26 protein-coding genes are annotated in these 26,229 nt (G+C 56.5%); 20 read left to right on the forward strand and 6 right to left on the reverse strand.

Annotation, left to right across the window (positions count from 1 at the left end; all coding sequences use genetic code 11):
• Window positions 1-2 precede the first annotated feature (2 nt).
• Genes AC1DCP_RS04700 through virB11 form a run of 10 tightly spaced genes read left to right on the forward strand, consistent with a single transcriptional unit; the run spans window position 3 to window position 8,620 of the window.
• Window positions 3-344, forward strand: coding sequence for a VirB3 family type IV secretion system protein (locus AC1DCP_RS04700; protein ID WP_013637408.1), 342 nt, complete (start codon window positions 3-5; stop codon window positions 342-344).
• Window positions 337-2,718, forward strand: a complete 2,382-nt coding sequence (locus AC1DCP_RS04705) for a VirB4 family type IV secretion/conjugal transfer ATPase (RefSeq protein ID WP_025591464.1) — start codon at window positions 337-339, stop codon at window positions 2,716-2,718. The genes AC1DCP_RS04700 and AC1DCP_RS04705 overlap by 8 nt, the downstream gene beginning before the upstream one ends.
• The gene (gene virB5, locus AC1DCP_RS04710) at window positions 2,718-3,416 is read left to right on the forward strand and encodes a P-type DNA transfer protein VirB5 (protein ID WP_013637410.1); all 699 of its coding nucleotides are present in this window, start codon (window positions 2,718-2,720) and stop codon (window positions 3,414-3,416) included. Before AC1DCP_RS04705 ends, virB5 begins: the two co-directional genes overlap by 1 nt.
• Window positions 3,413-3,646, forward strand: a complete 234-nt coding sequence (locus AC1DCP_RS04715) for an EexN family lipoprotein (RefSeq protein WP_003517253.1) — start codon at window positions 3,413-3,415, stop codon at window positions 3,644-3,646. Before virB5 ends, AC1DCP_RS04715 begins: the two co-directional genes overlap by 4 nt.
• Window positions 3,647-3,650: 4 nt before the next feature.
• Window positions 3,651-4,586 carry a TrbL/VirB6 family protein gene (locus AC1DCP_RS04720; RefSeq protein WP_476774145.1) on the forward strand — a complete coding sequence of 312 codons (936 nt, stop codon included), beginning with the start codon at window positions 3,651-3,653 and terminating at the stop codon, window positions 4,584-4,586.
• A 35-nt stretch (window positions 4,587-4,621) separates the two neighbouring features.
• Window positions 4,622-4,888 carry a hypothetical protein gene (locus AC1DCP_RS04725; protein ID WP_065687583.1) on the forward strand — a complete coding sequence of 89 codons (267 nt, stop codon included), beginning with the start codon at window positions 4,622-4,624 and terminating at the stop codon, window positions 4,886-4,888.
• 3 nt (window positions 4,889-4,891) lie between these two features.
• The gene (locus AC1DCP_RS04730) at window positions 4,892-5,563 is read left to right on the forward strand and encodes a VirB8 family type IV secretion system protein (RefSeq protein WP_003517248.1); all 672 of its coding nucleotides are present in this window, start codon (window positions 4,892-4,894) and stop codon (window positions 5,561-5,563) included.
• Entirely contained in the window at window positions 5,560-6,414 is an 855-nt protein-coding gene (gene virB9, locus AC1DCP_RS04735; protein WP_162632387.1) for a P-type conjugative transfer protein VirB9, read from the forward strand. The genes AC1DCP_RS04730 and virB9 overlap by 4 nt, the downstream gene beginning before the upstream one ends.
• A 14-nt stretch (window positions 6,415-6,428) precedes the next feature.
• A complete protein-coding gene (gene virB10, locus AC1DCP_RS04740) occupies window positions 6,429-7,601 on the forward strand; it encodes a type IV secretion system protein VirB10 (protein WP_476774146.1) in 1,173 nt (390 codons plus the stop codon).
• A gap of 8 nt (window positions 7,602-7,609) precedes the next feature.
• Window positions 7,610-8,620, forward strand: coding sequence for a P-type DNA transfer ATPase VirB11 (virB11, locus tag AC1DCP_RS04745; protein WP_476774147.1), 1,011 nt, complete (start codon window positions 7,610-7,612; stop codon window positions 8,618-8,620).
• A gap of 342 nt (window positions 8,621-8,962) precedes the next feature.
• Here the strand turns inward: virB11 and AC1DCP_RS04750 are convergent, their stop codons facing one another.
• Entirely contained in the window at window positions 8,963-9,283 is a 321-nt protein-coding gene (locus AC1DCP_RS04750) for an ArsR/SmtB family transcription factor (protein ID WP_025591476.1), read from the reverse strand.
• Between the two features lie 485 nt (window positions 9,284-9,768).
• Here AC1DCP_RS04750 and AC1DCP_RS04755 point away from each other — a divergent pair, with 485 nt between their 5' ends.
• A complete protein-coding gene (locus AC1DCP_RS04755) occupies window positions 9,769-10,728 on the forward strand; it encodes an AraC family transcriptional regulator (protein WP_013637417.1) in 960 nt (319 codons plus the stop codon).
• A 415-nt stretch (window positions 10,729-11,143) separates the two neighbouring features.
• Here AC1DCP_RS04755 and rnk read toward each other — a convergent pair whose 3' ends face one another.
• Window positions 11,144-11,557: a nucleoside diphosphate kinase regulator gene (rnk, locus tag AC1DCP_RS04760; RefSeq protein WP_003517236.1), complete on the reverse strand. Its 414-nt coding sequence runs from the start codon at window positions 11,555-11,557 to the stop codon at window positions 11,144-11,146.
• Window positions 11,558-12,076: 519 nt separating this feature from the next.
• Between rnk and AC1DCP_RS04765 the strand changes: the two genes are divergently transcribed.
• The 6 genes from AC1DCP_RS04765 (at window position 12,077) to AC1DCP_RS04790 (ending at window position 17,410) form a co-directional block, all read left to right on the forward strand.
• Window positions 12,077-12,511 (forward strand): GreA/GreB family elongation factor, encoded by a 435-nt coding sequence (locus AC1DCP_RS04765; protein ID WP_041694758.1) that lies wholly within the window; start codon window positions 12,077-12,079, stop codon window positions 12,509-12,511.
• 172 nt (window positions 12,512-12,683) lie between these two features.
• Window positions 12,684-13,586: a DMT family transporter gene (locus AC1DCP_RS04770; RefSeq protein WP_013637420.1), complete on the forward strand. Its 903-nt coding sequence runs from the start codon at window positions 12,684-12,686 to the stop codon at window positions 13,584-13,586.
• Between the two features lie 89 nt (window positions 13,587-13,675).
• Window positions 13,676-15,025 carry an NADP-specific glutamate dehydrogenase gene (gene gdhA / locus AC1DCP_RS04775; protein ID WP_013637421.1) on the forward strand — a complete coding sequence of 450 codons (1,350 nt, stop codon included), beginning with the start codon at window positions 13,676-13,678 and terminating at the stop codon, window positions 15,023-15,025.
• Between the two features lie 448 nt (window positions 15,026-15,473).
• The gene (locus AC1DCP_RS04780) at window positions 15,474-15,962 is read left to right on the forward strand and encodes a hypothetical protein (protein ID WP_476774148.1); all 489 of its coding nucleotides are present in this window, start codon (window positions 15,474-15,476) and stop codon (window positions 15,960-15,962) included.
• Between the two features lie 497 nt (window positions 15,963-16,459).
• The gene (locus tag AC1DCP_RS04785) at window positions 16,460-16,996 is read left to right on the forward strand and encodes an NUDIX hydrolase (RefSeq protein WP_013637424.1); all 537 of its coding nucleotides are present in this window, start codon (window positions 16,460-16,462) and stop codon (window positions 16,994-16,996) included.
• Between the two features lie 207 nt (window positions 16,997-17,203).
• Window positions 17,204-17,410, forward strand: a complete 207-nt coding sequence (locus tag AC1DCP_RS04790) for a hypothetical protein (protein WP_013637426.1) — start codon at window positions 17,204-17,206, stop codon at window positions 17,408-17,410.
• Between the two features lie 341 nt (window positions 17,411-17,751).
• Here the strand turns inward: AC1DCP_RS04790 and AC1DCP_RS04795 are convergent, their stop codons facing one another.
• Window positions 17,752-20,886, reverse strand: coding sequence for a hybrid sensor histidine kinase/response regulator (locus AC1DCP_RS04795; RefSeq protein ID WP_476774155.1), 3,135 nt, complete (start codon window positions 20,884-20,886; stop codon window positions 17,752-17,754).
• A gap of 156 nt (window positions 20,887-21,042) precedes the next feature.
• Between AC1DCP_RS04795 and AC1DCP_RS04800 the strand changes: the two genes are divergently transcribed.
• Window positions 21,043-22,050 carry a sensor histidine kinase gene (locus AC1DCP_RS04800; RefSeq protein WP_013637428.1) on the forward strand — a complete coding sequence of 336 codons (1,008 nt, stop codon included), beginning with the start codon at window positions 21,043-21,045 and terminating at the stop codon, window positions 22,048-22,050.
• A 533-nt stretch (window positions 22,051-22,583) separates the two neighbouring features.
• Here AC1DCP_RS04800 and AC1DCP_RS04805 read toward each other — a convergent pair.
• Window positions 22,584-23,189: a J domain-containing protein gene (locus tag AC1DCP_RS04805; protein WP_035201472.1), complete on the reverse strand. Its 606-nt coding sequence runs from the start codon at window positions 23,187-23,189 to the stop codon at window positions 22,584-22,586.
• Window positions 23,190-23,572: 383 nt separating this feature from the next.
• Here AC1DCP_RS04805 and AC1DCP_RS04810 point away from each other — a divergent pair, with 383 nt between their 5' ends.
• The gene (locus tag AC1DCP_RS04810) at window positions 23,573-23,827 is read left to right on the forward strand and encodes a FitA-like ribbon-helix-helix domain-containing protein (protein WP_003517203.1); all 255 of its coding nucleotides are present in this window, start codon (window positions 23,573-23,575) and stop codon (window positions 23,825-23,827) included.
• Window positions 23,824-24,243, forward strand: coding sequence for a type II toxin-antitoxin system VapC family toxin (locus AC1DCP_RS04815; protein ID WP_003517201.1), 420 nt, complete (start codon window positions 23,824-23,826; stop codon window positions 24,241-24,243). Before AC1DCP_RS04810 ends, AC1DCP_RS04815 begins: the two co-directional genes overlap by 4 nt.
• Window positions 24,244-24,382: 139 nt before the next feature.
• Here the strand turns inward: AC1DCP_RS04815 and AC1DCP_RS04820 are convergent, their stop codons facing one another.
• Both AC1DCP_RS04820 and AC1DCP_RS04825 read right to left on the reverse strand, forming a co-directional pair.
• The gene (locus AC1DCP_RS04820; protein ID WP_013637432.1) at window positions 24,383-25,279 is read right to left on the reverse strand and encodes a dihydrodipicolinate synthase family protein; all 897 of its coding nucleotides are present in this window, start codon (window positions 25,277-25,279) and stop codon (window positions 24,383-24,385) included.
• A 32-nt stretch (window positions 25,280-25,311) separates the two neighbouring features.
• Window positions 25,312-26,193: an SMP-30/gluconolactonase/LRE family protein gene (locus AC1DCP_RS04825; protein ID WP_111801762.1), complete on the reverse strand. Its 882-nt coding sequence runs from the start codon at window positions 26,191-26,193 to the stop codon at window positions 25,312-25,314.
• Window positions 26,194-26,229 lie beyond the last annotated feature (36 nt).

Consider the following 26,229-nt stretch of genomic DNA (forward strand, 5'->3'; position numbering starts at 1 on the left):
AGATGGTGGGCGGACAAACGGTTCTCGAAGAAGACACACTCTTCATCGCGTGTACGCGTCCCGCGATGATTGCCGGTGTCACGATGGAGGCGATGGGCTTCAACATCATGGTCACGACGATCCTCTACATCGTCGCCGGATCTATCGCCTACGCGTTCGTCGGCATCGTTTTCCATCTCATCTTCAAAGCGCTCGTCAAGCACGATCACAACATGTTCCGCATCCTGCTCGCCTGGGTCGAGACACGCGGCCGTTCACGCAACGGTGCCTATTGGGGCGGGGCAACACTTTCCCCTCTGAGACTGACACGCCGCTTCGACGAAAGGGATATTGGAATTGCCTGACATCGCCACCCTTAGATCACGCGAACTCACGCCAGAGGCTTTTATCCCTTACGTGCGGCACATCGACGAGACGACAATCGCGCTCGAGTCCCGGACACTCATGGTCATGGTCGCGCTCGCAGGCGTATCGTTCGAAACTGCTGATCTGCTCGACATCAACGCGCTCCATCGCGACCTCAACACGCTCTATCGAAATATTGCCGATGAGCGCCTCGCGATCTGGACCCATCTCATTCGGCGCAGGGATAGCGACTATCCGGGCGGAACGTTCGCAACGCCATTCTCCGCCTCGCTCAACGAGAAATACCGGGAACGCATGGCGCGCGAACACCTTTTCCGCAACGATCTCTATCTGACCGTCCTTTGGTCGCCAGCGCGTGGCCCTGCAGACAAGGCGGGGAAGCTGCTGTCGTACCTTCGACGGTCAAAACGACTCGATATGGAGCTGGATGAAGAGGCTCTGAAACAGCTTAAGGACAAAGTCGTCAACGTAGTGGCGGGCTTGAGGCGCTTTGAGCCACGGGTCCTTTCTCTTTACGAACAGCAAGGCATGCTCTTCTCTGAACCGAGCGAGGTGCTGCACCAGCTCGTCGGCGGGAGGCGTGAGCGTGTGCCGCTTACCGAAGGTCGCGTCGCCTCGGCAATTTACTCTGATCGCGTAATCATAGGTCGGGAAACGATCGAGATCCGGCATGAGGCAGAAAGCCGCTTTGCCGGCATGCTGAGCTTCAAGGAATATCCAGCCCGCACCAGGACAGGCATGCTGGACGGAGTTCTAAATAGTCCGTTTGAGCTCATTCTCTCACAGTCGTTCTGCTTTGTGTCGAAGGCGGACGCTCGCGTCATCATGGGGCGTAAGCAAAACCAGTTGGTGAGCAGCGGCGACAAGGCGGCTTCGCAAATCGATGAACTTGACGATGCGATGGACGACCTGGAGTCCAACCGCTTCGTGATCGGCGAGCATCATCTGACACTCTCCGTCTTTGCGACCACGTTAAAGGAATTAACCGACAATCTGGCAAAGGTTCGCGCCAGCCTGACCAATGGCGGGGCTGTCGTTGCGCGCGAGGATCTTGGTCTCGAAGCGGCATGGTGGGCGCAACTTCCGGGCAATTTTCGTTACCGCGCGCGCTCAGGCGCGATCAGCTCGAAGAATTTCGCAGCATTGTCACCGTTCCATTCCTATCCGATCGGACAGAAGGACGGCAATGAGTGGGGACCCGCCGTCGCCCTGCTCAAGACCGCTTCAGGCTCGCCCTACTACTTCAATCTCCATTATGGCGATCTGGGCAACACCTTCATGTGCGGTCCGTCGGGAGCGGGCAAAACCGTGATTGTCAATTTCATGCTGTCACAGCTCGAGAAACACGACCCGCACGTGGTGTTCTTCGACAAGGATCGCGGCGCGGACCTTTATGTTCGCGCCGCCGGAGGCACCTACCTGCCGCTGAAGAACGGGGTCCCCACCGGCTGCGCTCCCTTAAAGGCCCTCAACCTGACGCCGGAGAACAAGGTGTTCCTGGCGCGCTGGATCGGCAAGCTTGTGGGTTCAGGGGCGCGGGAACTGACTGTCACCGAACTTCGCGACATCTCCGGCGCGATCGACGGCCTTGCCGACCTGCCCGCTGAGCGACGGACAATAGGGGCGCTGCGGGCTTTCCTCAACAATACGGATCCGGAAGGTATCGCGGCGAGGCTCCGCCGGTGGGAGGAGGGAGGGCCGCTCGGCTGGGTCTTCGACAATGTCATCGAAGATATCGGATTTGGGGATTTCGGCGGATCAGGGAAGTTCATCGGCTACGACATGACCGACTTCCTCGACAACGAGGAAATTCGCACACCGCTGATGGCCTATCTCTTCCATCGCGTCGAGCAGATGATCGATGGCCGCCGGATCATCATCGTCATCGACGAATTCTGGAAGGCGCTACAGGACGAGGGGTTCCGCGATCTTGCGCAAAACAAGCTGAAGACCATCCGCAAACAAAATGGGTTGATGCTGTTTGCCACGCAAAGCCCGCGCGACGCGCTGAACTCGCCAATCGCGCACACGATCATCGAGCAATGCCCGACACAGATCTTCCTGCCCAACTCGCGCGGCAACCATGCCGACTATGTCGATGGATTCAAGCTCACCGAGCGCGAATACGAATTGATAGCGCGCGAGCTTTCCGTTGAAAGCCGGAGGTTCGTGTTGAAGCAAGGACACAACAGCGTCGTTGCCGAGCTCGATCTCAACGGCTTCGATGACGAGCTCGCCATCCTCTCCGGCCGGACCGCCAATGTCGAACTTCTCGACGCGATCCGCGCGGAGGTTGGAGACGACGTCGAGAACTGGCTTCCCATTTTCCAACAGCGAAGGAGTGCTAGCTGATGACTTCCTATCGACTTCATGGCGTACTGCTCAGCGCGGTGCTCATGCTTGCCGCTGAAGGCGCGTCAGGGCAGGGGATTCCTGTCAACGATCAGGCTGCGATTGCCAAGCAGATCGAGAGCATCGCGCAGCTCAAGTCGCAACTCGACGCGCTCAATGAGCAGATCGGCCAGGCTCGGCAGCTTTATGGCTCGCTCAACAAGCTGACCGATATGGCGGATGTCGCCGAGGTTCTCAACGATCCGGCGATCCGCAAGGCGCTTCCCTCCGACTTCGCTGCCATCGAGGGATTGCTCAAAGGCAACGGTACCGGCGTGTTCGGTGATTCCGCCTCAAGGTTTCTGGAAGGTAACTCGACCTACCGCACTGACGCCGATGATTTCTACGCTCAGGAATTGTCCCGGCTTCAGAACAAGAATGCCGGGCAAATGAGCCTTGGTGAGCAAATCTACGATGCCGCGACCAAGCGCATCAACGGGATTGATCAGCTGCGGGGAAAGATTTCCACGGCTGGCGACGCCAAAGAGATTGCCGACCTGCAGGCTCGGCTGCAGGCCGAACAGGCATTTCTTCAGACCGACGTCCTGCGGATGGAGGGGCTGAGGATGGTGCAGCAGGCGCAGAACCAGGTCGACGAACAGCGCAAGGCGGAGGACTGGCGCCAACGGATGGACAATATGAAGGCGGCGCTGCAGTGAAGTGCACCCTCATCGTCCTTTCCCTGGTGCTCTTGTCGGCTTGTTCGCAAGAGGCGGAGCGAACTCATACGGTGGACGAGTTCGTCGCCGACACCGAATTGCTGTCCCGTACGATTACCGAGTGCCGCAACAACCCGGGTGCATTGCGCCAGACGCCCAATTGCCAGAACGCGGAAGCGGCCGAGGTTAAGCTCCGGCTCCAGAACATGCGCAAGGCATTGGGAGGCTGACCAAATGTACCAGGTGTTTGAGTTTATCGACGGTCAGTTCAAGCGGCCGTTGGAGACTTTCGTCTCGGATGGGACGTCGAACATAGCAGAATGGGTCGCTGGTCCGTTGACGGTGGCAGTGACCCTCTACGTCGTCCTCTACGKCTATCTCATCCTTCGGGGCTCGGTCCAGGAACCTATCCTTGACTTCGCCTTCCGCGCGATGAAGCTCGCGATCATAGTGATGCTGGTGAAGAACGCCGGCGAATATCAGACCTATGTCACAAACATCTTCTTCGATGTTTTGCCACGCGAGATCGCTCAGGCGCTGAATGCAGGTACGGCGCCGAGTGCCAGCACCTTTGACAGTCTGCTCGACAAGGGCCAGGCCTCTGCGACCGATATCTGGACCAGGGCTTCCTGGCCGATTGACATCGTCACAGGTGTGGGCGGCATCATGGTGATCGGCGTCAGCTTTCTGGTGGCGGGGATCGGTTATGTTGTTTCCCTTTATGCACGGTTGGCGCTGGCGATCGTCCTGGCGATCGGGCCGATTTTCATTGCGCTTGCCATGTTTCAATCGACGCGCCGTTTTACCGAGTCCTGGATCGGGCAGCTCGCAAACTTCGTGATCCTTCAGGTCCTTGTCGTTGCCGTCGGTTCGCTTTTGATCTCCTGCCTGGACTCGAGCTTCACCGCAATCGACAGCTACAGCGACGTCCTTATGCGCCCTATTGCTTTTTGTGCCATCGGGATAGCTGCCCTGTACATATTCTACCAGCTACCTGGCATTGCATCGGCGCTGGCGTCTGGCGGCGCCTCGCTGGTCTATGGTTACACGACCGCACGCGATGCGCATGAAGGCATGCTGGCCAGAGCAGCCTCCCACACCGGCCGGATGATCGGTCGCGGTGCTCGGTTTGCTCGCCGCGCCTTCGGATCAAGAAATGCCGGCGTATGACACCCAGTCCAGAACATTAGATAAAGGCCTGCTGAATGATTAAGCCTGCCCTGTTGATCGTCTTCTCAGCCACGCTTGTCGGCTGCGCTTCGATGACCTACCCATTGCCGAACTGCGACGGCTATTCGCGCCGCCCATTGAACCGCTCGATGTGGGACTGGGAGGGCAGCAGCAAGCTGAAACAGCAGCAATCCAACACGAGTTCGTCCACGTCCCTCACACCTTTCGTTAAAGAGGCCAGCGAGACTTCCGCTTTTGCGCATCTGGACATCGACGGTTCCTATCGCCGCTGTGAGGGATGAAACATGGTGACGACAGATAATCTCAAGAGCTACTTCGACAAAGCACGTCGTTTCGACCAGGACCGGATGATCCAGGTCGAGCGATCGAACAGGATTGCCTGGTCGATCGCCATAGTTTCAGGCATTGTCGCCGCTGTAGCCGTCTTCGCGGTCGCGTGTCTCACACCCCTCAAGACGGTTGAACCCTTTGTGGTGCGCGTCGACAATTCGACCGGCATTGTCGACGTCGTGTCAGCGCTGACATCGACGGCTGGCACCTACGATGAGGCGGTGACGAAATATTTCGCTGCAAAATATGTCCGGGCCCGCGAGGGTTACGTCTGGAGTGAAGCACAGGAAAATTTCCGCACCATCGCCCTCTTGTCGACGCAAGCGGAGCAAACGCGTTTCGCGGCCCTCTACCGTGGCAGCAACCCGCAATCGCCCCAGAATACTTATGGTCGCGGGGCTACAGCAAGGATCGATATCGCTTCAATCTCCCTCATCAATCAGAATGTCGTTTCCGTACGCTACATGAGAACCATCACGCGTGGCGAGGAAGTACGAACGACCCATTGGGTTGCGTCGATCACCTATTCCTACGCGAACGCTCCGATGTCCTCGACGGACCGGCTCGTAAACCCGCTCGGTTTCGTCGTCAGCGAGTATCGCGCTGATCCGGAGGAGGTGAGATGATGCGCATCCCTCGAATTCCTGCACTCATCGTGACCCTTTCGATGTCGCCGGCGTTTGCGCTTGAGATACCACGAGGTGCCTCGCAAGACAGTCGTATCCGGTTCGTGAACTACCAACCCTACAACATCACGCGGGTGGTCGGCACTCTGCGGTCATCCGTACAGGTCGAGTTCGCGGCGGACGAGGAAATCGCCCATGTCGCGCTCGGCAATAGCGTCGCCTGGGAAGTTGCGCCGGCCGGCAACATCCTGTTCCTGAAGCCACGCGAGAGCCAGCCGGTGACGAATATTTCCGTGGTTACGACGCGCAGGGATGGCTCGACCCGCAGCTACCAGATGGAACTGACGGCGCGCGATGGCTCCGTAGAGGCTGGCCAAAACACCTACTTCTACGTGAAGTACAGGTATCCAGGCGATGACGCCGAGCTTCGCCGCCAGCAGGCAGCGTCAAGGGCTCTCGCGGCCCAGGCGAAGGACGCCGACAATGTGCTCGCGCTTCACGAAGCCTATGGCCCTCGAAACTGGCGCTATTCTTCTCAGGGATCGCAGGCACTGGAGCCGCAAAGCGTCTACGACAACGGCAAGATTACAACGTTCGCCTTTGTAGGTAACCAGGAAATGCCCGCGATCTATATGGAGAACTCCGACGGCTCCGAAAGCCTTGTTCCGAAGTCGGTCGATGGAGATCTGGTGATGGTGCACGCGATCAGCCGCAAGTTCATCTTGCGTCGGGGCAAGGATGTGCTCTGCGTCTTCAACGAAGCCTACGACCGCGTCGGTATCAATCCTGACACCAACACAACGTCTCCTTCGGTGGAGCGCGTCGTGAAGCGCGACGTTACCGGGCGATAGGGAAGGGAACAGTCATGGCTCAGGAAGACGAGGGTCGCATCCCCGGAGAGCGTGCCGAAACCGTCACCAGTCGTCACATCGACAACAGCCCTCTCTTGAAACGCGGCGCTGTTGCCATTGCGATCATCGCGTTTGTCAGCTTTGCGCTTTGGTCGACGACGGGAAAGAAGGGAAGGGATGAAAATCTTCAGCCCGAACGGATCGTTATTCGTCAGACGACCCCCTTCGAGGCCGCAAAAGAGAAAGTTGAACCGGGCCAGGCGCTCCCTGAAGTAAAATTGCCAACGCCTGTCGTCGAACCGGTCATTGAAGAGCAGGACAAGCTGCTCGATTCCGCCCGCCGCGCGCCCGTGATGGCCTTCAGTGGAGGGCAGAGGAATCGGAAAGAGCTGAGGGAAGGCGACAGCTCTTATCCTTCCGACAACAGCAATTTCGTGCCACTCGACAACAATATGTCTGTTCAGAACCAGCAAAACAATGAGCAGCAGCGTTTCGATGGCCTGCTGCGGCCAACGCGGCTTGAAGGCTCAAGGGCCGGTACACTCGGAAACCGCAATTTCATCGTCGCGATGGGAACGACCATTCCCTGCGTTCTTGAAACCGCGTTAGCATCCGACCAGCCGGGATTTACCACTTGTGTGATCAACCGCGATGTTCTCTCTGACAATGGCAGGGTGGTCTTGATGGAAAAGGGCACGCAGGTTGTCGGCGAATATCGTGGAGGGCTTCAACGCGGGCAAAAGCGCCTGTTCATTCTCTGGAATCGCGCGAAAACGCCGAAGGGCGTTATCGTCACTCTCGCATCACCAGCAACCGACGCACTTGGTCGTGCCGGTGTCGACGGCCATGTCGACACCCATTGGTGGGAGCGGTTCGGCAGCGCTCTTCTGCTTTCCATTGTCGGGGACGCGACGAACTATGCAAGCAGTCGGCTGCAGGACAGCGATGTCGACGCGCAAAAAACAACGAGTGCCAGTCAACAGGCGGCCGCCATCGCGGTCGAGCAGTCCATCAATATCCCGCCGACACTCAATAAGCACCAAGGTGAACCGGTTTCGATCTTTGTCGCTCGCGATCTCGACTTTTCCGGCATCTACGGTCTTAGGGTGACCGAACCCAGAAACCGCGTTTTCGATCGTGCAGTCCTGGGGGATTTCGCGCCACGATCGACGCTCCTAACGAAATAGGGCGCGAAATGTCAGAGAGGCAGGAATCGGCTGTCGTCACCGAGCTGTTGAAGCCGTTTTCGACATTCCTTCAGGACAAGTCTCTCCTAGAGGTGATTGTCAATCGGCCCGGGCAGGTGTTGACGGAAGGTCCCGGTGGGTGGCGGACCTATGAAATGCCGGAGCTGACCTTCGAAAAGCTCATGCGTCTTGCCCGGGCAGTCGCAAGTTTTTCCCATCAGTCGATTGATGAGACGCGTCCAATATTGTCGGCGATGCTACCCGGGAACGAACGAATCCAGATCGTCATCCCCCCGGCGACGATCAATGACACTGTCAGCATGACAATCCGCAAGCCTTCCTCGGTCGACTTCAGTCTTGATGATCTGGAGGAAAAGGGATTTTTCCAGACAGCGTGCGCAGCGACCAGTACCCCCTCCTCCGCGCAGGATGAGGAACTGTGCGAAACATATCGTGCCGGCCGTTTTAAGGATTTCCTGCGGCAGGCCGTCATCGCTCGAAAAAACATCATTATTTCTGGCGCCACAGGTTCGGCGAAAACGACGCTTTCCAAAGCATTGATCAAGCATATTCCCGAAAACGAGAGGGTCATTTCAATCGAGGACACTCCCGAGCTCGTTATCTCACAACCGAACCACGTGCGCTTGTTCTACTCGAAAGGAGGGCAGGGGCTTTCGCGTGCCGGACCGAAAGAGCTTCTCGAATCCTGTCTTCGTATGCGGCCGGATAGGATTCTGCTTCAGGAGCTTCGCGATGGGACGGCCTTTTATTATATCCGGAACGTGAATTCAGGCCATCCTGGCTCAATAACCACGGTCCATGCGAACTCGGCCGAATTGGCTTTTGAGCAACTGGTCCTGCTCGTTAAGGAGTCGCAGGGCGGCGCAGGCCTGGACCGGGCCGACATCGTGGCTTTTTTGAAGGCGAGTATCGATATCGTTGCTCAGTGCAGGCGACACAAAGGAAACTTTCGGCTGTCTGAGGTGTATTTCAGGAGTGAGTGTAGAGCCACGGAATAGCAAACTGAGCGACTCACGGAGTTCCGAGGTGCGGATTGTGGTCCTGATGTTTCTTGTTGGGTGTGTCTCCGTAAAGAGCGCCGAAAGCAGCACGGTAACCGTGTAAGTCGATAAGCGTAGTACACCTTAAGGCAACTCTGACGTATGCCTGCAAGATCCTCGTTGTCACTCATCCATGGAGTGTCGATCACAGATCAGGCGACAGCGGACAATATGCGGTCGGACAACCGCTTACAATACATCAAGAAAACAGTCTAAAGCGGCGAGGAATCTTGACTGGCCAGCCAGTCCAATCCAGTGAAGCCATCCATAACGTTACCAGCTTCATGCGCCGGGGCGAATTTATCGCCCGCTTGGCGCAGCAGCCGGAGACACAGGCGGCTGCTCGCGGAAAATCGCTTCCAAAGTAGCTAAAATACGCCGCACGGCATCGGAATGGCTGAAATAGTAGATCACCTGCGCTTCACGGCGGGTTTGTACGACGTTTGCATTGCGCAGCTTGGCGAGGTGTTGCGACAAGGCTGATTGGCTGAGGCCAACCCGGTGTGCCAGCTCACCAACCGGAATTTCGGCGTCAACGAGAATCCGCAGTATTGCGAGCCTTTTCGGGTTTTCCATCGCCGCTAAAAGCTTGGAGGCCGAAATAATTGATTGCTCATCCAGACATCTCTGTATCAAATCCGTATCCAAACCACTTTATGTCGCGGACGTTTAGGCCGTAATCCTTGGCTAAGCCATTCGACGTGAACCTTTTTTAGAGGTTTAGAGCCGCGACCGGTAAGGCGCCAATGTTTATAATTAAGAATAGTCGAAAACTCTCACTCTCAAAAGGCGCGTGAAGCCGATGAGCCACCTGTAAAGTGCAGGTGTGTTTCTGAGGTGCAATTTTTTTGCGACTATTGCCAGCGTGCCGGACAAATGTCCTCTGAACCGTTCACTAGACATTGAGAACGTCTTCCGCAACGCAGAGGCTGATTGCAAGCATGACTGATTACGACCGAAATGGAGCAATACCCTCGGTTGATTCCCAGATCTAAATGATGCCGCACCGTTGGTTATTATAGGGACATATGATGCCATTTCAGGTGATTTGAGTTGGTACCTAATGCGCTTTTTATCACGTCAACCTGTGTTGGGATGTGCGGGAAATGTCGGACGGGCTGTACAAAAAGCTCAAGATCTCGTCGAGAGATATTGGGGAAGTCGAAGAGTATCTGAGTGAGGCGTATGCTCCCGTCGCTGTCATGCCACTGGGCTCACACGACAACTACGGGGTCACCGGTCAACTGGCCGTAATCGATGAAGTATTCTTCGAATGGTCGGCGACCATAGGTTCGTATCGCGTTACTCCCATTGCGATGTTCGACGCTGTTCTGTTTAATTTCGCGAGCAAGGGAGCGACCGAATATGACTTCCGGGGTGAAAGGCTATCGATTGCGGCTAATCAGGTCATTGGCTACCGGCACGCCGATAGCGTGGATGTCCTTGATGGTAGCGAACATTCAACAGTCGTTATCTCAGACGCTCTATTATCAAGACGCATGTCGATATTGCTCGATCGGCCTGTGGTTCAGCCGATCGAATTTAGCAAACGCGCTCTGGATCATGGCAAACTCGAAGGGCTTCCGGCTCTTGTTCAAATGCTGAACGGTTCACCGTTACAAGGAATTGCCAGGTCATTGAATAAGCAGTCTCCCAGTATGGGTAATCTGATCGTTGACAGTTTTCTTCTAAACTATCCGAACAACTACACGCAAAAACTTGAGGCGCCTGTGCCCGTCATTGCTCCACGACAAGTCCGTCGAGCGATTGATTATATCCATGCGCACCCAGCGGCTAGAAGCTCTCCTGAACTCTTGGCGGGCCTGAGCGGGGTCAGTGTTCGTTCTTTGCAATATTCCTTTTTGAACTGCGTGGGACAAACAATAAGTGAGTATCAGCTTGCTCTGCGCCTTCAAAAAGCTCGCGACGAGATCGATCGGAATAAGGATCGGTCCGTAAAGGAGATTTCTCAGGCGTGGGGATTTGCAACCCAAAGTGCCTTCACCCAGAGCTTCAAAAAAGCATTTGGGGTCAGCCCATCTCAACACCGGAAGGGCGAACTTTAGGCGCTGGATCGTCCATGGCATTTATCCGCCTCGTTTTTCGGCGTGGCAACGGCGTTGCAGGATGTGTGACATCAGTCAAGCATAACCATCTGAGCCGCCACCTGCTCCTCGAACAACTTCGAGAAAGAGGTGATGGGTGCCGAAACGATTGCGCTTCTAGTAGCTCATTCAGATATTCAGGTGATGTTCATTTCACGTTGAAACGCAAGGCGGTATGCATGGATCGAAGCTTGCCGGGTCATCCAGGGACAGATGGCCAACAAAGGGAGTGGAAGATGAAGCTCTCTGGCATCGATTGGGATCGCAATAGTCGCGATTACCTCGCGACGTTTGAATTGTGACCTCGTCACTCGGTGGATGCGGACGGTCGCCGTCAATTTGTAAACGGGTTCTCGTATCATCCGGAATGAGGGTCTTAAGAGGCGTTGACCGTTAAGTCGGCCATCACCTCAAGGACGGTCAACTTGTGTGAATGCCCGTCACGGCCCTTCCACTCGATCTGCTGTCCGGGAGAAAGACCAAGAAGAGCAGCTCCAATCGGGGTCAGCACGCTGACCATTGAGCGTTCGATGTCGGCGAGGCCGGGGTAACAAAGAGTTACCGTCCTTCTGGCTCCGCCTTCCGTCAGGTAGGATACCGTCGATCCGACCGCCACTGCGTCTGCGGGGAACTGGTCATCCTCTACGACATCAGCACGCTCAAGTTCGATAAGCAACTTCTCGGCATCGTCGAGGTCGCGCCCCGGCGCCGCGAGTGCAAGAGCGGTCAGACGAGCGTGGTCAGTCTGCCGGACGATGATGGACGGCTTTGTGTAATCAGTGGTGTTCATTTCATATGCCTCGTACCGCGGCCGAATAGCTGCGTTTTAAAAAGACTGCTTGTGGAGGGTGAGGTCGCGCAATCCCGCAGGATCAAAGCCCGGGTTCAGACGCGCGACAGCAGTCTACGTCCCGGGCTAGTATCCTTCGACGGGATACTCTCGGCAGAGGCGAAATTTATGTGAATTGCCAATTTTCAACATGGTGCCCTAATCATGGCATGCCTGAGGGGGAAGTCAAGAAGCGCTCCGTGAGACGCTGCCCGGCGCTTTTGATCTCGGGAAGTGCCCTTGACTTCATGGCACCTTCCATAAATGCTAGGTTGATGTTGAACGAGAGCAAAAGACGCGCAGTGAGCGCTTTCAGGGTCTGCCCCATCGCAGGATCGTAACCGGGTCCGGCCACTGTCGCCTGCCGGATCCAGAGTGGCTACGTCAACACGTTCGCCTTACCATCTGCGGCAAGTCTCTCTTCAAACAAGTCAACGCCCTTCCTCTAGCGATGGGGTTGTTGCGCAGGTCACAATAAACATGTCTTCACTCAGCCAAACCATGCCCATAATCGGGGCAACAGACTTTCACACACTTAGCCGCCTGACGCTCGTGGCCCTGACCAATGATTTCGACGTCGGCCCCGACTTGAGTGAGAAGCTGGAAAACTCCTGGGTCTTGGCAGACGAACAGGTCTCGCTCGACACGGTCTGCCTAGGATCAACTGTCTCGTATGATGTAGAGGGGCAGCAACGCCAGGTTACCCTTGTTCTCCCGAATGAAGTGCTGGCAGACGCGGGCCGCTTGTCCGTATTGACGCCTGTTGGCGTGGCGCTCTTGGGCCTTAAGCCCGGACAGCGCGGGGAGTGGAATTCTCGCGATGGACACAGACATCAATTGACTGTCGTCCGGGTCGGCCGTGCCGGTTTACGACGAGCAGCCGCGGAAGCCTTCAGCCACCTCTCAACGCGATGATATCGACGCAAGAAAGGTCTGCAGGACCGGATGTCTGCGCTTGCTTGCGCACGTTCCTCCGCCCTTTGAACGCACCAACAACATCTGTTTCGTATGGTGCTTCAGATGTTTGGCCACCAAATGCGGACCAAGGCTTCCCCTATTGCGGCAGCACAAGCTGTCCGGAGCAATCATGGAAAAAGACGCACATTTTACTGGAATGCCGGGGCGGGCAGGTTTGGCGCAGGGACTTGGCTGGATGGCGCTGAGCATGGCGTCCTTCATAAGCATGGCTGTCGGGTCTCGCGAGCTCGCATCGACCTTGTCGATCAGACAGGTGCTGTTTTTCCGGGCTCTCGTCGGTCTCGGTGTAATTTTGCTGGTGGGACGGTCACTGCTGCCGCAGATCCGTCAGAAGAAACTGTTTCCAAGGCATCTCGCCCGAAACGTCGTTCACTTCACCGCCCAGTATTTCTGGACCATCGGCGTGGTCTCTCTCCCACTGGCGTCGGTCTTTGCACTCGAATTTACGATGCCGATCTGGGTCGCATTTTTCGCCTGGCTTTTTCTCAAGGAGCAGCTAACCGGGCCGCGGCTTCTCGCAACCCTTGGCGGTTTCATCGGTGTTCTGGTGATAGTGCGTCCAGGATTCGGCGTCATTGATCCGGCTGCTGGTTTAGTGCTGCTGGCGGCCGCCGGCTATGGGCTTTCCTTAATTCTCGTCAAGCAGCTCACGAAAGAATGCTCACCAGCAATCATCGTGGTCTGGATGATCCTCATTCAACTGCCGCTGGGACTGCTGGCCGCGTTGACGGACTGGAGGGACGTTAGCCTGTCCGATATTCCGTGGATGATGGTTGCCGGCGTTGGTGCCTTGAGTGCGCATTACTGCCAGGCACAGGCGCTTAAGCGCCTCGATGCATCTGTCATCATGCCTATCGACTTTTTGCGTGTACCCATGGCTGCGGTCGTCGGGTTCTACGCTTACGGAGAAGGCGTAGACGCCTGGGTCGTCATCGGCGGATGCATAATCCTGTTGTCGAACTTCCAGGCGATGATGTCCGAGCGAGTGAGGTCAAAGAACCCCGATGTCTGACGAGCCAAGGCAGTCACCCTCGCCGGCAGTGATCAGGCTGCCTTGCCCATGCCGATCTTCCTTAAGCTATTAAAAAAACGGAGTATTTGATGGTTCACGTCGACGAAAAACTCGAACCCATTCTCAACGAAGTCTTGCGCCGAAACGCAGGAGAGTTCGAGTTCCACCAGGCYGTGCGCGAAGTCCTGGAGAGCCTTGGAAGAGTCATTGCTAAACATCCGCGTTATGCGGAAAACGCCCTTATCGAGCGGATTTGTGAACCGGAGAGGCAGATCATCTTTCGTGTACCTTGGGTGGATGACAACGGTCAGGTCCAAATCAATCGCGGATTCCGCGTGCAATTCAACTCTGCTTTGGGTCCCTATAAGGGCGGCATTCGGTTTCATCCCTCGGTCAACGTCGGTATCATCAAGTTCCTCGGATTCGAACAGACGTTCAAGAACGCCTTGACCGGTATGCCCATCGGTGGAGGGAAGGGCGGATCCGACTTCAATCCGCGCGGACGATCTGATGGCGAAATTATGCGCTTTTGTCAGTCGTTCATGACTGAGCTTCATAGACATATTGGCGAATACACCGATGTTCCCGCTGGCGACATCGGTGTCGGCGGTCGTGAGATTGGCTATATGTTTGGCCAGTACAAGAGGCTCACCAATCGATTTGAGGCGGGTGTCCTGACCGGGAAAGCCCTGTTCTATGGCGGTTCGCGCGCTCGTAAAGAAGCGACAGGTTATGGGGCGAGCTACTTTGTGCGCAGGATGCTGGCCTCCAAGGGAATGGACTTCTCAGAAAAGCGTGTATCGGTTTCTGGTTCGGGCAACGTTGCAATTTATACAATGGAAAAAGTAAGCGAGTTCGGCGGGAAGATTGTCGCTTGCTCCGATTCAAACGGTTATGTCGTTGATGAAAGCGGGATTGATTTCGCCCTGGTCAAGGAGATCAAGGAGGTCCGCCGAGGACGCATCTCGGAATACGTGAAGCTCAAGGGGTCGGATGCTTGCTTTGTCGAGGGAGGATCAATCTGGGATGTCCCCTGTGACGTGGCTATGCCCTGTGCAACGCAGAACGAACTGACTGGTAAAGACGCAAAGACGCTCGTCAGAAACAACGTCATCGCGGTGGGAGAAGGTGCAAATATGCCGTCGACTCCCGAGGCTGTAAGGTTGTTTCAGGCGGCAGGCGTCATGTTCGCGCCTGGCAAGGCCGCTAATGCAGGAGGGGTCGCCACGTCTGCTTTGGAAATGCAACAGAACGCTTCCCGTGACAGCTGGACGTTTGAGCAAACGGAGGCGCGCCTCGCAGACATCATGAGTGCGATCCATGATGTCTGCGCGGAAACAGCCGATGAATATGGCGCGCCGGGCGATTACGTCCTTGGTGCAAACATCGCCGGATTTGTTCGGGTCGCGGAAGCTATGGACGCGTTAGGGGTCATCTAGGCGATCACGAGCGGCGGCCCAGCTCGACTCATGCTGTCCTGGAGGAACGCATCGGTGATGATTATTGGACCTCAAGCCAGACCGGAGCCGCTGCCCCTCAAAGCAGGAGCGTCACCCGATCGCACGCGTGCGATCGGGTCGTTCGCCAATTCAGTCGCTCCACTGGTCTTTGTTCTCTTTGTTGAGAACAAGGCGTTTTTCAGAGGTTACCACCTTGTTTCCTGCCCTGCTTGCCAAGCCCAATTTTGGACTTGATCATGCTACTCTGGCTGACGTAGCCGCTATCCTATGTGAGGACGAGGCCTGCCTTGCACCGATTGCTAACGCGGCTAACGAGACGACAGGCGAGCCACGGTGGATTGCTCTGGCTTTAATACATGCACTCTGGCGGAAGGCTGGAGTCGCCCCTCAGGTGATGTCCTCCGTCCTTAAAGCCTGGCCGGAGATAGTGGCATCGCTCGAAGCGGTTATGTGTTTCCGGGCGAATGCGGCCGCCGAAGAGAGCGATCCATTCATGTTCTATCAACCTGTCGCCGCCCACTCGATCCCCGTTGCTGGTCTCGATGAGTACATTGATCTGGTTGAGAACCGCTTCATTATTTGGAGGCGTCCCAGCATCGATCGGAAATCTCTGGGAAAAGCATTGATCGCTGGACGCAGGTCGGACAATGATGCCGCTTATCTTGCCGCCTTAAGATCGCTGCAAGCTCGACCGACATACCAGAGCACCGGGCTTGGCTTTACCGATGGAAGCACGTTCTTCCACAACGAGTGGGGGCGCAACCTAGCTGAGCAGGCGCTCGAATCGTCAGTGCTGTGCAACGACCGGTCAGGTCTGTTGTTCGAGAACAGCTACGTCTGCAAAACCTCCATCAATGTCTCGATCGTCGTCCGCGCGTTCAAGCGAAAAGCTCTGGGTCTGACAGTGAGGCCATAAAGTGACGCAGAGCTTGTTGCCGCTGAGTGGATGTCACGAGGTTCGCTCACGTACGATTTGGCGCGAATGGTCCGGCATCATTCCTATCGTGCGGCAAAAGGTCACCTTGCAGGCAACGCGATCCTTGCCCAGATAAGCATCATGAAAACGCCCATGAAATCCCTATTTTTCAGGCTTATTGATCAGGCACGTTCCCTAACCCGGAGCTGGCAGCACTGAACCTTTAACGCCGCCATAGACCCAGCCGCTCCGGGAACCACGCAATTGAAAGTGCGGTTCGTATGCGTCGCTCGCGCGACGTAGCCATGGAGCGTTTTAATGTCCCACCCTCGCCCCCTTCCAATCTGCCCTGCGTGCAACCGTCAACTGCCGGGTGCCGCGGCCCGGTGCCCTTGGTGTGAAACCTCTGTTCCACTGAGAGCCGCACACAAGCCTCATAGTTGCAAGCGCAACGAGTTCCGGCTGCCCTTTCGCTGGCTTGCGGAGACCGCAGGACAATGACACGCGCTACGACAGCAAGCCGGATCGTCTCGTCACCTGATGACAGAGGTCAGTTGCAGCAGGTCGGAGTACTTCCCTGGCGGATCGGGCGCGACGGCGAGCGCAAGGTGCTGCTTGTCACGGACCGTGAGCGCGAGCGCTGGATCGTGCCCAATGGCCCGCTCGTTAAAGCATGTCCGCCCCTCGTCATGGCCTCGCGACATGCGTTCAAGGTGGCAGGAATTATTGGCGACATGTCCCCGGCTCCGGTAATGACGCACAGATATATCGAGACCCTCAACGACGGGCCTCAGCTTGTCTGCTGTGTCACGATATTCGGTATGAACGTGCGTGGCACTTTGACCCACTGGCGCGAAAAAGCGCACCGAAAAAGACGATGGTTTTCTCCACAAGCGGCGGCGGACAGGCTGGGTGATATCGCGCTTGCCGATTTTGTACGGAAACTCGATGCAGAGCCGGGGTGCTGGCATGCCCGCCGTCACTCTGGCCGCCTGATCCTGGGGTTGAACGAGCGGCAAGGTTCTGGTGTCTGACATGCCGACGATGGAGCTAACGGGTTTCGCGCTCACCATTCGTTACGTCTTTCCTATCCGAAGGGTTAGTGCCGGACGCTGATTGCCTGGCGCCAATAGTTGCGACCGCGACATTGGCGTCAGGTTTCTCGCAACCCGACACGAAAACTGCGGAGCAAATCTGGCCGCCTGTGCCATGGCATTGCCCGCATTCGGAAAGAAGCAGTCATGACTTTCAGATATATTCACACCCTCCCTATCAGCGGCCCCAACAAGTTGCCTCGTTTCAGGCGGTGGGCTGCCGAAAATATTCCCGGCATTGCCGTCTCTCTGCCGCCCCAGGTGCCGGTTAAGAGCGAAGCTCTAACGGTGCGATTGAAATCGGTCGAGGATCGCAACACGCTGATCGCGAAACTGGAGGACGTCAGCCTCTAGTGATCTCGTGCCCCGCGGCGTACGGCTGATCCGGATCGAGCTGGTGGTGTTCTATGCCGCGCGGTTCTTGTCGGTCGAGCTATGCCTTACGCCGCGCGGGCGTCGACTTCGGATAAAAACCGAAAGGCCCATTAACCGGCGAAGCGTGCCGTGGCCTCGCTTGCCCAGGGGGCGTCAAGGTATCTCCACAGATCCAGTCCCACAATCGTGATGACCCGGCGGTCAACAGCGCAGGTGGAACTGGATACTCAACCTTGCGCAAGTGGCAGGCTGCCATCGCCAAACAGCGCGATGGCAAACGTGGTTATACCCGTGCGCGAGCCATGCCAGCCAAATTGCGGTCACAAGGTCCGATCGGCCTTACCCAACACCTGTCGCAGCCTATCGATACTGAAAGGCTTGGATAATTGCTGCGCATCGGAAATACCCGAGGCTGTCTTGGCGTTGTCGTCACCGCTTGCGAAAACGATCCGCACGTTTGGCCAGCGTTCCCTTACATGCCTTGCAAGTTCGATCCCGGACATGCCGGGCAGACCGACATCTGTCAGCAACATGTCGATCCTGTTGGTCTCAAAGACGCTGAGGGCATCTTCCGCTGAGTTGGCCTCATGCACCGTGTGACCAAGCTCCTCTACCATGTCGACCGTCGACATCAGGATAAGCGGCTCATCCTCAACGATAAGGACATGCGGTTTTGCGGACACCGTTGGGCGGCTATCACGCGGCTCCTGCTCGGGTGCAGGCGCGGGCTCCTGGCGCTCCATCCGTTGCAAGGCAATCCTGTGTTGCTGCGCGTTGTTCAGGACGTGGCGGACTTTGCGGGCCAGTGCCTCGCGCGTGTAGGGTTTGGATAGCAACTCGACACCAGCGTCCAACCGGCCGCCGTGGACGATCGAATTTTCGGTGTAGCCTGAGGTAAATAATACGGCCATGCCAGGGAACTGAGCCTTGGCCTTCCTCGCAAGATCTGTGCTGCGCATCGGGCCCGGCATCACGACGTCCGTGAACAGCAGGTCGATCTGAACGCCACTGCTGACGACGGCGAATGCGGACTGTGCGTCTCTCGCTTGGAGGACGCGGTAACCAAGGTCCGTCAGCAGCGCCACCGATGTTTCCCTAACGCCGTCATCGTCTTCCACCACGAGAACAGTTTCCGTGCCACCCGTCACCGCAATGGCCTCTGGATCACTCAGGCTGTCTTCGACGTGCACCGTGCGCGGCATATAGAGTTTCATGGTCGTCCCATGCCCGACCTCGCTGTAGATTTTGAGGTGGCCGCCGGACTGCTTAAGAAAGCCGTAAACCATCGACAAACCGAGGCCGCTTCCCTTCCCGTCCGTTTTCGTGCTGAAGAACGGTTCCAGGACATGCTCGATGATATCTGGCGATATTCCTGACCCCGTATCGGTCACTGCAACGAGTACATATTGTCCGGGACGGACATCGTCGTGCGAACGGGCGTAATTGTCGTCGAGAACCGCATTTCCGGTCTCGATTGTCAATCGTCCGCGGCCTTCCATCGCGTCCCTCGAATTGATTGCCAGGTTAAGGATGGCGTTCTCCAGCTGACTCGGATCGATCAGCGTATTCCATAACCCGCCGGAGACAACGGTTTCGAGTTCTATCTCTTCGCCCAGTGCCCGGCGCAGCATATCGTCCATATTCTGGATGAGTTTTCGAACATTGACGACTTTGGGCTCGAGCGGCTGACGGCGGCCGAAGGCCAAAAGCTGCGATGCCAGCTTTGCGCCGCGGGCAACGCCGGCCAAGGCATTTTGCAGGCGTTGTTCTGCCCGCCTGTTGCCGTCGATATCTTTGGAGAGAAGCTGCAGGTTGCCGCTCACGACCTGGAGAAGATTGTTGAAGTCATGCGCCACGCCACCTGTGAGGTTACCCAGCGCTTCCATCTTTTGCGCCTGCCTCAACGCGATCTGTGCGGTTTCGCGCTCGACAGTTTCTTTCTCTAGCTTCAGAAGCGCAGTTCTCAGTTCAATAGTGTGCTGCTCGACTTTTTCCTCAAGGGTGTGGTTAAGGCTCTGAAGCTGATCCTCAGCACGCTTTTGGTCCGTAACATCGAAGCCATCAACGAAAATCCCGGTCACTGATCCGTTAAGATCAAAAATTGGCTGGTAGATCAAATGTACGAAGCGCTGATCCGGCTGCTCCTTGCCATCCCGTTCAAGGAAAACAGGCACATAACGACCTATGTACGGCGTGCCCGATCGAAAAACACCGTCGAGCAATTCGAAGAAGCCTTGCCCGGCAATCTCAGGCAGCGCCTCTCTGACGCTGAGGCCAAGGAGCTCGCGATGCCCGACAAGTTGATTATAGGCATCGTTGACCAGCTCGAAAGTGTGTTCAGGCCCGCTGAGGATGCACATGAAACTTGGGGCTTGCTGGAACAGGGCGCGCATCCGATCTCGCTCCGCGGTCCGAAGTTCCACTTCTGAGGAGAGTTGACGATTGAGCTGCTCGAGTGCCAACGCTGCTTTTTCCCGGATCTCAGCAGCCTCTGCAAGCGCCGCTGCCCGTCGACGTTCTGTTTCGAACGCTTCAGCGCTCGCCAAGCGCGAGGTGATCTGGCCGGCAATCAATTTAAGGAAATCCAGGTAATCGTCGCTGACCGCCCGATGCGGATTGAGCCCGGTGATCATTACCCCCTTGGGTTGGTCGCTGGCTTGTCCGACCAAAGGAATGACCGCAGCCTGAGATGGCGCTCTTTGCCAGGGCCCCGACGGGATGACGTCTGTGGCCGACAACTTTATCAGATCCATGGCCTGTTCTTGCCAGGCGCGTTCAAGGTTCCAGATGCCCACACCACGGTTTATTGTTACCGGCAATAAAGTGTCGTCTTCAGCCGTGCCGCAAACCCACCGGCGCATCGCATTGCCGTTCTCGTCAAAAACGTAAAGTGCGCAGAAGGGAAGATCCTGAGGGTTGTCGTTAAGCGCTTTGCGTGAAGCGTTGAAGACTTCGACCTCGGTGTCGGCCACGGCAAGGCCAGACGCCAGAGTGCGCATGGTTGCCAGGCGGCGTTCACTGATGACCCGCTCGGTTTCTTCCGTGACTGCGCAGAAGACGCCCTCGACCTTGCCACTGTCTCCGATCAGCGGACTGTAAGAGAAGGTATGATACGTTTCTTCCGGATACCCGTCGCGTTCGAGAAGCAAGAGCAGCGCGCGGTCCCAGGTTGCCTCTCCGCTTGAATAAACGGTTTCCAAGCGCCCTTTGATATCATTCCAGATTTCAGACCATAATATCTTTGTCGGCACAGCAAGCGCGTTGGGGTGCTTATTTCCCAAGGTCGGCCTATAGGCATCGTTATAGAAAAAGGCGATGTCTGGACCCCAGCCGAGCCACATTTCAAATTTTGAGGTGAGCAACAGCCGAATTGCGACCTTCAGCGCTTCGGGCCACTCGTCCGGACAACCAAGTGTACTATCCGCCCAATCATGGCGCCGCATCATCTGCGCCATCTCTCCATCGCCAACAAATATGTCCCGATACCGGTCCGAAATTAATGCCATTCCACTTCCATCCCAATAAAGCACATCCTACGTAGAACATTGATAACGCTTCGCTGGCCAGCTAGTTCTAGATCGATACCAGCTTTTGTATGGGGTGGGAGAAATTTGAAATTGAGCGAAGGCACATCACAACCTGAATGGAGTACAGCCGAGCTCAGGCGTGCTATCCAGTCGGCCGGGGTCGCGCTCTGGGCCTGGATCGTCGATGAAGACACGTTTGTGATGGATGCCAAGGCTTACGAACTCTGGGACATTTGCGGCGAGGTAGACCTCACTTTCGAGCATCTTTCCGCCAAGGTGCATCCCGCCGACCGAGACCGCGTCAGGGCGGCGTTCGTCGCAACCCGCGCCATCGACGGCCCGTTTGAAATTGATTTCCGCATTCTCACGAACGCCTCCGACGTTCGTTGGATTTCCGCTCGAGGCCAGGGCAACGAGGGAGACGCTGCAACCGAAAAAATGACAGGCATCTTTCTTGACGTCACGGGCCGCAAGCAGGCCGAGGAAGGGCATGAACTCCTCGCCGGCGAGATGAGCCATCGCGTCAAGAATATTCTGGCTCTGGCCTCTGGATTAACAAATATCACCTCGCGTACGACCGAGACAAAAGAGGAAATGGCAAAGCAGTTGACTGAGCGACTGACGGCCCTCGGCAGGGCCCACGAACTGGTGCGCCCGCTCCCCGATGGCCAGGGGAGATCGGCATTGCTCGGCGACCTCTTTGCTGTGCTGCTTGCCCCATACGACGACGTCGGAGCTTTTGCAGGTCGCATCCGCGTTGCTGTGCCGCGGATGGGACTAGGAGAGAAGGCTGCAACCAGCCTGGCACTCGTGATACACGAGTTGGCAACGAATTCGCTCAAATATGGTGCCTTGTCGAATAATGCGGGATTGCTCGACATATCCGGTTCTGTAATCGAAGACGAGGTCGAGATCGTCTGGAGCGAACACGGAGGCGACCCTGCCCAGTCGCCCAGATCGTCAGACGGTTACGGCAGTAAGATGTTGCACAGGACAGTCTCGGGACAACTCGGTGGATCAATCGACTATAACTGGGTAGAGGGCGGCGTCGTTGTAACGCTAAGGATGAAAGAAAGCCATCTTTCTGGATAAATGATCGGGGACCGAGAGTTGGCCCTCAAGCACCCGGCGTGCCGAGACAAAAGCCGAAGTCCCAACCACCGACAGGCTGGGCGCCCTTGCGGGGAGGCATCGACGCACGCTCCACCAAAACTGATGGAGCTTCACCGGTCTGGAGGACCGATATGGGCAATCAGAGTGTCGCACGGTTGCGTGGTGACAACATGGACATCGGTATCCCCGTGTCTTTCGGCCGTCTAAGTGGCGATGACGGCGATTCTCCTCAAGGCAGAGTTTGTCCAATAGGCCATCCGGTGTCTTCGCTTTTGCGGTCGAATAGCGAAAAATACAAATCACGCCGAGGGCCCATTGCTCAGCGCAACGTCGCGCAAAGGAGCACGTGTCTGCGCGTAGCTGCTGGGCGAATGACGAAGATGCTCCTTGAATGCATTTGAGAAATTTTGGCTTGGATTGAGGTCCGAGTGATCATCTCATCTATGCGTTGGAACGGGTCAGTGGTTCTGATCCCTTCAAGGCAGGGATCGTAAGCCCCTTTTAAACAGGCTTTAGCAAAAACCGTTCAATTTGAGGATTCGATACGCTTCGATCGAGCTTCGAAGTGCATCCTCAGAATTGCGGTCTCCGTCATTGGCGTCGGGATGGTGCATTTTGAGCCTCTCCTTATAGCGGCTCTTGATTTCTTGGGATGTCGCCTGGGAGGAAAGGCCGAGTGTTTCGAAAGCTTTGGCTTCCAGTACCTTGAGCTTTCTCTGTTGGGCGCCGATCCGGGTTTGCCCCTGCCGATCGGCTTTGCGAGCATTTAGCGTTTTTGCCGAGCCTGAACGAACTGAAGACGGTAACGGAGTTTCAGTCGCCGCGCTCACCCTCTTACCCCAGGTCGGGCGCGCACCCGTCGTCGCTTCTTTCTGGTAACGGGCGACGTCGGCATTGGAGGGTGGCGTCGTAAAACTATAACCCTTGTTGTAGTCAGTCACATGCTCAAGGCAGAATAAGAGGTAAAGACCTTCTGCACCCGATCCCACCGGCGCACGGTGAGTACCGCTCTTTTCACACCCGTCCCATTGGCATTTTGGGCCTGTGGCTTGGCTGGGCGATGGCGAGCGTTTGCGAGCGGATCGAAGACCGACGAATATTTTCGAATCATGCGTCATTAGAACTATATGGACGCGGAAGACCCCTAGGGCAACATCAGACACGTCCAATCTCGATCACACGGACAGCATGCGCGATAGCCAGCCTCACCGGGGGAAGCACTGTTTTCTTGGAAATTGGCCATTTGGAAATGGCCAGTATGGAAAATTTCGGGTCATGCTCATGTGTCGATGAAAACCCCGCCCGCTCGACAATCATTCTCGCAAGGCGTGCATAGATCTTCCCGAGAAGACGATAGCTCGTGGTTGCGGTATTCTCGACGGATTGTCGGCCGCGAAATGGAAAAACGGGTCAAATCCTGCTGAAACTCAATACTCTTGAATTTTAGCATCATTCTTGGTATTTTGATATCAAAGAGATCATTTTTCCAAGGATGATATCAATGCCGGCAGTCACCATTCGTAACCTTTCTGAAGAAACACATCGCGCTCTGAGGGTGCGAGCGGCTCATCATGGCCGGAGCACGGAGGCCGAGATTCGTGCCATTATTGAAGCGGCTGTTCGTCCTCCGGAACGTATTCAGCTCGGTTCCTTGCTAGCGGCCATTGGTCGCGACGCCGAGCTTTCCAACAGCGACGTTGAAGCTCTTCAGAAAAGTCGCGACAAGACACCTGCTAAGCCGATGACCTTCGAATGATCTTGCTTGACACCAACGTCATATCCGAACCTTGGAAACCGGTTCCGGACGAGGCGGTGATTGCCTGGTTGGACGCCCAAGCTGTCGAAACGCTGTTCATCTCCGCAATAACGATTGCGGAACTTCGCTTCGGAATTGCTGCTATGCCTTCAGGCAGACGGCAAACTATCCTCCGCGACCGTCTCGAGGGCGAGGTGCTGCCACACTTTTCCGGCCGCATCCTGTCCTTCGATCTGACTACTTCTCAGTTCTACTCTGAACTGATGGCACGCGCTCGAGCGTCTGGGAAAGCAATCGGCACGGCCGATGGCTACATTGCAGCCACAGCGGCAGCAAATGGCCTCACTATCTCAACTCGCGATACAAGCCCTTTCGAGGCTGCCGGGGTGAAAGTGATCAACCCCTGGTCCAGATAACCACAATGTTCGTCTGGGCGTGACGCAAGGCATTGTTTGTCCATCGCAACCGAGCCGGTTAGGCGCATAATTCCACAGATGGGTTGGGTGCCATCATCGGCATCGTAGTGTGTCTCCACAGTTGGGAATGAGGCTTTTGTCATTGCCAGCTGGCAAGCAGGACTTCAAGTGTTGCACGATCCTCGTCGTCCAGACGGGCGAGTCCTGGTGCTCGAACTGGGCCAACCGCAAGGCCCTGTATCTGCATCGCTTCCTTTACCACAGTCACATTGGCGCCGTTCCGGTATCGTGTCCGCAGCCGTTCGAACAACTCGATCTTTTCAACGATCTTACGTGCGGTCGAGAAATCGCCGGCCGTCAGTGCATCATGAACTTGCAGGGAAAATTGCGGTGCGACATTGACGAGACCGGATGTGAAGCCGCGGGCTCCGACGGCGCAGAAGGCGGGAGCCCAGCTTTCTGCCAGTCCACACACGTAAAGTGAGCCGTCAGGATCGGAAGCGGCGATCGCACGCGACAGAAGCATAATATCCGTCGTCGCGAACTTTATGCCTGCGACGTTCGGATGGCTCGATAGTCTGACCATGTCATTGACCGAGAACCCGTCGGCGCGGACATAGGCTACGAGAGGCAATTCGCTGCCTTCAGCCAGGCCGATAAAATAGTCGATCTGTGATTGCGGCGCTGCGAACGGGTCAACCGGTTGGTGGGACATGACCGCAGACGCGCCCATCTCCCTGGCCCGACGCGCCATGGACAGGGCCTCCCGCTGCGAGCGTCCAATCGCTGCAGTAACGGGGGCTTGCCCGTTCACCCCTTCGATCGCAGCTTCGTAGACCTTGAAAATTTCAGCGGGCGTCAACGCGTAAAACTCGCCGGTATTGCCCGCAGCAACGATATTGTGGATGCCCGCCTTTGCTACACGGGCATAGGCTTCGATGGTGACAGCTATATCGACTTCCCCGTCTGTCTCGTAAGCCGTTACGGGTACGCCGGAAATACCGTGCAGAGCCTGGCGGAAATCGAATGTCGTCATCAACTGGTTTCCTTAAAAATCGAAGGGCATCTTCAGATAGAAAATTTGTGAACGGCTACGCCCGCGACAGGCACATCAAACGCAACAAGCGTACCTGGGGTGGTTGTTCCGTTCGTCTCGGTCACAAGACTCGTCAGATAGATCGTTTTGAGGTCCGGGCCGCCGAAACATGGCATGGTCGGCCCTTTGAACGGCAACCTGTATATCTCAAACAGTTCGCCCTCCGGCGAAAAGCGGTTGAGACGCCCGGCCTGAACGCCGGCGCTCCAGTAACAGCCTTCGCAATCGGTCGCCGCGCCATCAGGCCTGCCTTCGTCGGGTGCGAAATCGTGCAGGCGCTCGGCTGGACCGAGCCTGCCCGTCGCGACATCGAAATCGAACGCCTGATACATCAGACCGCTGCTATCGGAATGATACATGCGCGTTCCGTCCAGATTCCAGGCAAGCCCGTTCGATGTGAACATATCGCCATTGATGACAAGCTCGACGCCGCCATCCGGCGCGATACGATAGAGGCGGGCATTTCCTGTCGGCACGGCAGCCTCGTCGCGGGTTCCCACCCAGAAATGGCCATCGGGGCCGACCTTGCCGTCGTTGAGACGGCTGTCTGCTCGTCCTTCGTCCGGATCGCACAGCAGTTCGAGCGCGCCGTTTGCGGGGTCTAGAAGGTGCACGCCCGTCTTGAGGCCCGCCACAACAAGGCCATTGTCGCAAAGACCGAGGCAACCCACCTGGGCGGGCGTTTCGTATCTGTCGAGTTTGCCGCCCGGATGCAGGCAGAAAATGGCGGGGGCGAGAATGTCGACGAACCACAGATTCCCGGTACGCTCATCCCATGCCGGTGATTCGCCGACCTTCAACGGCGTGTCGATGAGAGAGCGGAGTTTCGGCTCTATGATGCGTGGCTGGATCACTGATTATTTTCCCTTGCCCTGTATGGCTCGCCTTTT

The organism is Agrobacterium sp. 10T429, assembly GCF_056393925.1.

Excerpts from the sequence above, each read along its gene's own strand:
- AC1DCP_RS04700 (WP_013637408.1), top strand. The coding sequence starts at position 3 with ATGGTGGGCGGACAAACGGTTCTCGAAGAAGACACACTCTTCATCGCG.
- virB5 (WP_013637410.1), top strand. The coding sequence starts at position 2,718 with ATGACTTCCTATCGACTTCATGGCGTACTGCTCAGCGCGGTGCTCATG.
- AC1DCP_RS04725 (WP_065687583.1), top strand. The coding sequence starts at position 4,622 with ATGATTAAGCCTGCCCTGTTGATCGTCTTCTCAGCCACGCTTGTCGGC.
- AC1DCP_RS04730 (WP_003517248.1), top strand. The coding sequence starts at position 4,892 with ATGGTGACGACAGATAATCTCAAGAGCTACTTCGACAAAGCACGTCGT.
- virB9 (WP_162632387.1), top strand. The coding sequence starts at position 5,560 with ATGATGCGCATCCCTCGAATTCCTGCACTCATCGTGACCCTTTCGATG.
- virB10 (WP_476774146.1), top strand. The coding sequence starts at position 6,429 with ATGGCTCAGGAAGACGAGGGTCGCATCCCCGGAGAGCGTGCCGAAACC.
- virB11 (WP_476774147.1), top strand. The coding sequence starts at position 7,610 with ATGTCAGAGAGGCAGGAATCGGCTGTCGTCACCGAGCTGTTGAAGCCG.
- AC1DCP_RS04755 (WP_013637417.1), top strand. The coding sequence starts at position 9,769 with ATGTCGGACGGGCTGTACAAAAAGCTCAAGATCTCGTCGAGAGATATT.
- rnk (WP_003517236.1), bottom strand. The coding sequence starts at position 11,557 with ATGAACACCACTGATTACACAAAGCCGTCCATCATCGTCCGGCAGACT.
- AC1DCP_RS04765 (WP_041694758.1), top strand. The coding sequence starts at position 12,077 with ATGTCTTCACTCAGCCAAACCATGCCCATAATCGGGGCAACAGACTTT.
- AC1DCP_RS04770 (WP_013637420.1), top strand. The coding sequence starts at position 12,684 with ATGGAAAAAGACGCACATTTTACTGGAATGCCGGGGCGGGCAGGTTTG.
- AC1DCP_RS04785 (WP_013637424.1), top strand. The coding sequence starts at position 16,460 with ATGACACGCGCTACGACAGCAAGCCGGATCGTCTCGTCACCTGATGAC.
- AC1DCP_RS04790 (WP_013637426.1), top strand. The coding sequence starts at position 17,204 with ATGACTTTCAGATATATTCACACCCTCCCTATCAGCGGCCCCAACAAG.
- AC1DCP_RS04795 (WP_476774155.1), bottom strand. The coding sequence starts at position 20,886 with ATGGCGCAGATGATGCGGCGCCATGATTGGGCGGATAGTACACTTGGT.
- AC1DCP_RS04805 (WP_035201472.1), bottom strand. The coding sequence starts at position 23,189 with ATGACGCATGATTCGAAAATATTCGTCGGTCTTCGATCCGCTCGCAAA.
- AC1DCP_RS04810 (WP_003517203.1), top strand. The coding sequence starts at position 23,573 with ATGCCGGCAGTCACCATTCGTAACCTTTCTGAAGAAACACATCGCGCT.
- AC1DCP_RS04815 (WP_003517201.1), top strand. The coding sequence starts at position 23,824 with ATGATCTTGCTTGACACCAACGTCATATCCGAACCTTGGAAACCGGTT.
- AC1DCP_RS04820 (WP_013637432.1), bottom strand. The coding sequence starts at position 25,279 with ATGACGACATTCGATTTCCGCCAGGCTCTGCACGGTATTTCCGGCGTA.